The organism is Streptomyces sp. NPDC048483, assembly GCF_040651455.1.
In the GTDB taxonomy this organism is placed as follows: domain Bacteria; phylum Actinomycetota; class Actinomycetes; order Streptomycetales; family Streptomycetaceae; genus Streptomyces.
In genome coordinates this window covers 1-5,006 of the sequence record NZ_JBEZJZ010000213.1, presented here as the reverse complement: position 1 = coordinate 5,006, position 5,006 = coordinate 1, and the positions used below count along the sequence as shown (strand labels likewise).

Genomic DNA, 5,006 nt, shown 5'->3' with positions numbered 1-5,006 from the left:
CGACGCTGTTCGTTTGGGGGGGCGCGCGCGGCACGACGTCGCCCCGCGGGCTGGGCCGACGGGGCGACGGGAGAGGGACCGGAGGCACTACGCGGGGTAGAAGTGCCACCCTTGCCGCGCCGAGGGGCTGCCGCCCCACATCTTCTTCAGGTCCACCCAGTTGTCGCCCTCACCGCGGGCCGTCAGGGCCACATCCTCATGGACATACGACACGATCCCGTAATCCGGATTCTGGGGATCCGTGCCGGGAACAGGCGTGAGGAGCCACCACTGGCCCTTGTTTCCCCGGCTGCACACCCGCAGATACGAAATGCTGTCGGCGCCGTTCTCGTCCGTCGCGCAGGCGCCCCCCGGAGAGCTCTTGAGCTGATACACGGGCCGGCCGTCCGAGTAGGCGACCACATCGAACTGCCACTGGTTGTTCCAGGTCGGCTGCTCGCTCGGATAGACCTGAAGGTAGGTGCCCACATTCCCCTTGGTGTCGTCCGGCAGCAAATAGTTTCCGGTGACCTGACTGACGGCCAGCACCGGCTGCCCGACGGGTACGGCCTTGGCGGCCGGGGCGGGTGCGGCGTGGGCGGGAGCGGTGAGGGCGAGCGAGGCGAGGGCGGTGGCGGCTACGGCGGAGAGGAGCTTGCGGAACGTGCGGACGTGCAAGGGAGGCCTCCTTAGGCCAATGCAACGACGGCCGCTCGGAGAGCGAGGTCTTCGAGCCGGAGAAAATGCTATGGCCGGGAAAGCGCCTGCAACGAGGGCGAGAAGGCGCCAGCAGGAAGGGGCGACGGAAATGCGCCAGGCATTTTTCGTCGCGGGGTGGCCCGTCCACGGCAATCCCTGACCCCCGGCCAATTAATATGCCCGGAGCAGGTGACGTATTCTCGCGCGAAGCGCTGCGCAGAACCTCACCGAGGGCACCGGAGAATTCCCGCCCTGGGCACGTCGCGGCCCCAACCCTCCCCACCCGATGGCCAGTTATCTCCGGCGCCGGCACGCCGATGACCCCGAAGGCATAAGTGAAGGTGGACCGTGGATCTGCTGCGGTTGCGTTACTTCCAGGCCGTCGCCCGTGACGAGCACATCAGCCGCGCCGCGGAGGAGCTGAGCGTCGCCCGGCCCTCGCTCAGCCGCACCATCGCGCGCCTGGAGGCCGAGCTCGGCTCCCCGCTCTTCGACCGGCAGGGCCGCATCCGGCTCAACCAGCACGGCGCGATGTTCCTGCGCCACGTCGACCGCGACGACGAGTGAACGTGCCCGACTGCCATCGGGCGCTCACCCTGGTGTGGAACTCCGACACCTGCCTGTCCGAAGCCGCCCTGAAATTCCGGGAGTTTACCACCAGCAGACCCTTCATGACGCACCGCCTGCCCGACCCGCGGCGCGGGGCGTCGTCCACCACCCTTTCAGCGGCCGGGAGTTCGCCCTCAGGGAGCTCGAGGACCGCCCGGTGCTCACCTTCCCCAAGAGCCATGACCTCTTCGGCGACGGATCCGTCATCCTCGTCGCACTTCCCGGCCACACACCCGGCAGCGTCTGCGGAATTCCTGCACCGGCTATAGCGGCGGTACGGGCGCGAGCCACCCGTGCGGGACGCCGGGAGGGTCAGTCGTCCCCGGCCAGGTCCTCCCAGCGGTCGGCCAGGGAGGCGAGCAGCCGCATCACGTCGGCGCGCTGCGTGGCGTCGTACGGCTCGAGGAGACGCTCGCCCAGGCGGCAGGCGCGGCCGTGGGCGTCGCGGAGGGTCCGCTCGCCCTCGTCGGTCAGGTACAGCAGTTTCCGGCGGCCGTCGGCGGCATCGGTACGCCGTACGAGCAGGCCCCGGTTCTCCAGCCGCCGGGCGACGTCCGCCATCGTGGACGTGTCCAGGGCCACCGCCGACGCCATCGAGCGCTGATCGCGCCCCGGAGCCGCGTCCACGGCCGTCAGCACCGCGAACTGCGGCGCGGTGAGCGTCGGGTCCACCGCGCGTACCCATATCGCGAGATACGCCTGGTGGAGCCGGCGCACCTGATATCCGGGCGCGGTGGTCAGGGCCTGCGGGATCGTGGGAGCGGCATCGAAGGAAGCGGTCTCATCAGCCATGGGCCAACTCCATCATGGTGCCGACGCATCGCCGTGCCCTTCGCCGAAAGCCCGCGGCCGTGTATCTCGGGGCGGTGCGGAGCGGGCTGGGCTACGGCGCACGGGCCGAGGCCGCACGCACAGTGAGCGGCCGGCGGCCTCCGTGGGGGACGGAGGGCCACCGGCCGCTCGGTGCGGCGCAGCCCGTCACTTCAGCGGGTAGATGTCTCCGCCGCTGCTTTCCTGCTCGGCCTCACTCTGCAGCTTGCGTGCCTTCTCCTGGAGGCGCTGGCGTTCCTTGGGGTCCTTGGTCTCCTCGGCGGACTTGGTCAGCTCCTGGGCCTTCTCGCGCATCTGCTGGAGACGCTCACGTGCCTCATCCGTAGCGCCCATGATCACTCCTTGATCGGTAGCGGGGAAAGTCCCCATCTCTCAGCCAACCAGGCTCCGCGACGCACGGCACTTCGAAGGGTCGCCGTCCGTCACCGGGCCGTCACCCGTCCATCGGCCACCCGCTGACGGGCCTGCTCCCCGCAGGCATCGAGGAACCGGGGCACGGCCGGGTGCGGAGGCTCCGCCCGCCGTGCGGCATCTACGCGGAGGCCGGGCCGGGGCTCCGCCGGCGCCCGTGCATGCTGCGCCGCACGGGCCGACGTGGCCAGGATTTGGTTGCAGTCGGCCGGGTGCGCGGCGCCGGCCCGGGCGACCCCGTCCCGACGCCGCAGGGGGCAAGAGCGGGTGACGGGCCCGGCCGACGCACTGCCCCAACCGCCGGACCGGCGGCCGCCGCGGGGCGTAGGGTCGCCTTCCGTGACGTCGAATCCGTTCTTCCGGCCGAGTGAACTCCCCTACGGGCTGCCGCCGTTCGCGCGGATCCGCCACGAGCACTATCTGCCGGCCTTCGCGTACGGCATGTCCGAGCAGCTGGCCGAGATCGCGGCGATCGGCGGCCGCAGCGAGCCCGCGACCTTCGAGAACACCGTCGAGGCGCTGGAGCGCAGCGGCGCGGTGCTGGGCCGGGTGCGCCGGGTGTTCTTCAACAAGACGGCCTCGGACGCCGACGACGCACTCCAGGCTCTGGACGCGGAGGTCGCACCCCGGCTGGCCGCGCACGACGACGCGCTGCTGCTCGACCCCGCGCTGTTCGCCCGGCTCGACGACCTCTGCGAGCGTCGCGATCAACTCGGCCTGGACGAGGAGCAGTTGAGGGTGCTGGAGCGGCACCACACGCTCCGGGTCCGGGCGGGGGCGCGGCTCGCACCGGAACAGCAGCGGCGGCTGCGCGAGCTGAACGCCGAGATCGCCGCACAGTCCGCCGCATTCCGCCGGAACCTGCGGGCGGCCACCGCCGACGCCGCGCTGGTGCTGGACCGCGCCGAGGAGCTGGCGGGCCTGCCCGAGGACGAGATCGCGGCCGCCGCCGCGAACGCCGACGCCCTCGGGCACGACGGCACGTTCGTGCTCAGCCTGAAGAACTTCACCGGCCAGCCGCAGCTCGGCTCGCTCGACGACCCGGCACTGCGCGAGCGCCTGCTCGCCGCCTCGCTCGGGCGGGGCACCGACAGCAACGGCCCGCTCGCCGTCACCCTGGCCACGCTGCGGGCCGAGCGCGCCGCCCTGCTCGGCCACCCCAGCCATGCCGCCTGGCAGGTCGCCGACCAGACCGCTGGTACCACCGGCGCGGTCGAGAAGCTCTTCCGCCGCCTCAACCCCGCGGCCGTCGCCAACGCCGAACGCGAAGGCGCGGCGCTGGCCGAGGCGGCGGGCGTCGCGGAGATCGGCCCGGCCGACTGGCAGTACTACGCCGAGCGGATCCGCAAGGAGCGGTTCGGCCTCGACGCGGCCGCGCTGCGCCCGTATCTGGAGCTGGAGAGGGTGCTGCACGACGGGGTCTTCCACGCCGCCGGCCTGGTCTACGGGATCACCTTCACCGAACGCCCCGACCTGGTCGCCTACCACCCGGACGCCCGCATCTTCGAGGTCCACGAGGCCGACGGCAGCCCGCTCGGCCTCTACATCGGCGACTTCCACGCCCGCCCGACCAAACGCGGCGGCGCCTGGGAGAAGGAACTGGTGACCCAGTCGCATCTGCTGGGCCACAAGCCGGTGGTGGTCAACAACCTCAACATCGCCAAGCCCCCGGAGGGCGAACCGGTGCTGCTGACCTGGCGCGAAGTCACCACGCTCTTCCACGAGTTCGGACACGCGCTGCACGGTCTGTTCTCCGACGTCCGCTATCCGCTGCTGGCCGGCACCCAGGTGCCGCGGGACTTCGTCGAGTTCCCCTCCCAGGTCAACGAGATGTGGGCGGACCGGCCCGAGGTGCTGGCCCACTACGCCCGGCACCACCGCACCGGCGAGCCCATGCCGCCCGAGCTGCCGGCCCGGCTGCGCGAGGCGGAGAACTTCGGCGTGGGCTTCCGGGTGGTGGAACACCAGGCCGCGGCGGCACTGGACTGGGCCTGGCACACCCTCGCCGCCGACGGTGACCTGCCCGACGCGGACGGCGCCGAGGCCTTCGAGGCCGCCGCGCTGGAGCGCTACGGGCTCTCGCTGGCCGCGATCCCGCCGCGCTACCGCACCGGCTACTTCGCCCATATCTTCGGCGGCAGTTACGCGGCCGGGTACTACGGCTACCGCTGGGCCGAGGTGCTGGACGCCGACACCGTGCGGTGGTTCCGCGAGAACGGCAAGACGGTGCGCGAGAGCGGCGAGATCTTCCGCCGGGAGCTGCTCGGCCGGGGCGGCGCCGTAGATCCGATGGCGGCCTTCCGTGCCGTGGTCGGACGCGACCCGGAGGTCGGACCGCTGCTGGCCCGGCACGGCCTGACGGCCGGCTGAACCTGCCCCGCGCTAGGCCCTGTCGTCAAACTCCCGCCTGCCTCGCGACGCCTGGCACGCGCGCTCGCTGCGTTGTCGGGCTCATCCCGGTACGCCCAGTACCGGGA

The 5,006-nt window shown here is 71.9% G+C and carries 4 protein-coding genes and 1 pseudogene; 2 read left to right on the top strand and 3 right to left on the bottom strand.

What is annotated here, in order from left to right; translation table 11 throughout:
• Positions 1 to 87: 87 nt before the first annotated feature.
• Positions 88 to 657 carry a hypothetical protein gene (locus AB0D04_RS42090; protein WP_362712721.1) on the bottom strand — a complete coding sequence of 190 codons (570 nt, stop codon included), beginning with the start codon at positions 655 to 657 and terminating at the stop codon, positions 88 to 90.
• A 369-nt stretch (positions 658 to 1,026) separates the two neighbouring features.
• Here AB0D04_RS42090 and AB0D04_RS42085 point away from each other — a divergent pair.
• Positions 1,027 to 1,233, top strand: a pseudogene (locus AB0D04_RS42085) (LysR family transcriptional regulator); the annotation flags it as partial.
• Positions 1,234 to 1,599: 366 nt separating this feature from the next.
• Here the strand turns inward: AB0D04_RS42085 and AB0D04_RS42080 are convergent.
• Together AB0D04_RS42080 and AB0D04_RS42075 are read right to left on the bottom strand one after the other, a co-directional pair.
• On the bottom strand, positions 1,600 to 2,079 hold the full coding sequence (locus AB0D04_RS42080; protein ID WP_362712719.1) for a MarR family winged helix-turn-helix transcriptional regulator: 480 nt from the start codon (positions 2,077 to 2,079) through the stop codon (positions 1,600 to 1,602).
• Between the two features lie 186 nt (positions 2,080 to 2,265).
• Positions 2,266 to 2,451, bottom strand: coding sequence for a DUF6381 family protein (locus AB0D04_RS42075; protein WP_362712717.1), 186 nt, complete (start codon positions 2,449 to 2,451; stop codon positions 2,266 to 2,268).
• Positions 2,452 to 2,868: 417 nt separating this feature from the next.
• Between AB0D04_RS42075 and AB0D04_RS42070 the strand changes: the two genes are divergently transcribed.
• Positions 2,869 to 4,899 carry a M3 family metallopeptidase gene (locus tag AB0D04_RS42070; protein ID WP_362712715.1) on the top strand — a complete coding sequence of 677 codons (2,031 nt, stop codon included), beginning with the start codon at positions 2,869 to 2,871 and terminating at the stop codon, positions 4,897 to 4,899.
• The last annotated feature ends 107 nt before the right edge of the window (positions 4,900 to 5,006 follow it).